The organism is Mesorhizobium sp. M5C.F.Ca.IN.020.29.1.1, from assembly GCF_003997375.1.
In the GTDB taxonomy this organism is placed as follows: Bacteria; Pseudomonadota; Alphaproteobacteria; order Rhizobiales; family Rhizobiaceae; genus Mesorhizobium; species Mesorhizobium wenxiniae.
This window is the reverse complement of record NZ_RZSW01000895.1, coordinates 1-1666: the sequence shown is the minus strand read 5'-3', so window position 1 is coordinate 1666 and position 1666 is coordinate 1. Positions and strand designations below refer to the sequence as shown.

At 63.7% G+C, this 1666-nt stretch carries 3 protein-coding genes and 1 pseudogene; all 4 read left to right on the top strand.

All coding sequences use genetic code 11. From position 1 onward, the window contains the following. Positions 1-121, top strand: a pseudogene (locus EOA85_RS39645) (GntR family transcriptional regulator); the annotation flags it as partial. Between the two features lie 127 nt (positions 122-248). Continuing rightward, complete coding sequence (locus EOA85_RS34740; RefSeq protein WP_127212688.1) at positions 249-602, top strand: DUF2946 family protein; 354 nt, start codon at positions 249-251, stop codon at positions 600-602. Between the two features lie 104 nt (positions 603-706). Beyond that, on the top strand, positions 707-1246 hold the full coding sequence (locus tag EOA85_RS34735) for a copper chaperone PCu(A)C (RefSeq protein ID WP_127212687.1): 540 nt from the start codon (positions 707-709) through the stop codon (positions 1244-1246). A 39-nt stretch (positions 1247-1285) separates the two neighbouring features. After that, a partial coding sequence (locus tag EOA85_RS34730) for a DUF1775 domain-containing protein (protein ID WP_127212686.1) occupies positions 1286-1666 on the top strand: 381 nt, incomplete at its 3' end.

Here is a 1666-nt window from a genome sequence, read left to right as displayed (position 1 = left end):
GGCCTATATCGCGGCGCTCAAATCGCGCGATCTCGGCAAGGTCGACGCCGCCTGCCGCAAGCATCTGAAGTCGGCGCGCAATACCCTGTTGACCTCGATCCCCGAGGGCCAGCAACCGTAGCGGGCTTAAAGCGCTGCGTTGCCGCAGTAGTAATTTGGCGATTTTCCGCCCGCCGAGCGCGTGCTAGGTATTTGCCGTTGCTGCGTGAAGAGGCAGGCTTTTGAACATCCGGCGGAGACGATGGAGCATGCCGGCCGCGTTTGCCGCGGCCTATTTGCTCGTGCTCCAGTCGGTGTTTGGCGCATTCGCCTCCGGCTTCCCCGATGCTTCGCAACTCGACGCCTTCGGCAATGTCATCTGCACCCAGCAGGGCGCGGCCCAGCTACCAGGCGGCGATCCGCACCAGCAGCACGTGCCAGCTTGCTGTGTGCTCGGCTGTGGCATGGCCTCGGCGGCTTACGCGCCGCCGCCCGCTGCCGGCATGTTGGCCGGCAACTTTTCCGTCGAAACCGTCGCGTTTGTGCTGCCGGCGTTCCGGCGCCTCGATTTCAGCCGCGGCCGCTCTCCGTCGAATCCGCGCGCGCCGCCGGTGACGGCCTGATCCGTTCCAGTTCGCCTTGCGGAATTTTTCGCGGGCGGATTCGTTCAACATCGAAACTGTTCGCGACCGGCCGACGGCGCGATTTCTCAGTTCCTGGAGCTATCATGTCTCACACTTTTCGCGCGCGGCTCGGCCGCAACAGCCGCTTCCTGCGCAGCTTCGAGGAGCGACTCGGCGTCACCGTGTTCCTCCTCGCCCTGCTGTTCGTCAGCGCCCAGGCCGTTTTCGCGCATGAGTTCAAGGTCGGCGACCTCAAGATCGTGCATCCCTGGTCGCGCGCCACGCCGCCCGGCGCCAAAGTGGCCGGCGGCTACTTCAGTATCACCAACACTGGCAGTTCGCCGGACCGGCTGCTGTCGATCTCCTCTGAAATTTCGGCCAAGACCGAACTGCATGAGATGGGCGTCAAGGACGGCGTCATGACCATGCGGCCGGTCAGCGGCGGCCTCGAAATCCCGGCCGGTGGCAAGGTCGCGCTGGCACCCGGCGGCTATCATCTGATGTTCGTCAGGCTGAAACGGCAACCGAAGCAAGGCAAGACGTTTCCAGCAACGCTGACCTTCGAGAAAGCCGGCACGGTCGCCGTCGAGTTCGCCGTCGAGGGCATGGGCGAAACGGGCGGTATGGACAATCACGCCAACTGACCCGGCCAGATCCGGACAAGTCGAAATTTGAGGACCATCATGAACAGGTATCTTTTGTTGGCCGGCGCGTTTTTCGTCTTGGGGACAAGCGCGACCTTCGCCCACGTTACGCTCGAAACGCAGGAGGCGGCGGTCGGTTCGACCTACAAGGCTGTCCTGCGCGTGCCGCATGGCTGTGAGGGCAAGGCGACGACGGCCGTGCGCGTGCAGATCCCGGAAGGGGTGATTTCGGTGAAGCCGATGCCGAAGCCGGGCTGGACGCTGCAGGTCAAGAAAGGCAGATACGAGAAATCCTACCAGCTCCATGGTCAAGCGGTGACATCAGGCGCTAGGGAAGTCGATTGGAGCGGCGGCAGCCTGCCGGACGAATTCTACGACGAGTTCGTTTTCCGCGGGACCCTGGCGGCGGATCTGCCGGCC

Excerpts from the sequence above, each read along its gene's own strand:
- EOA85_RS34740 (WP_127212688.1), top strand. The coding sequence starts at position 249 with ATGCCGGCCGCGTTTGCCGCGGCCTATTTGCTCGTGCTCCAGTCGGTG.
- EOA85_RS34735 (WP_127212687.1), top strand. The coding sequence starts at position 707 with ATGTCTCACACTTTTCGCGCGCGGCTCGGCCGCAACAGCCGCTTCCTG.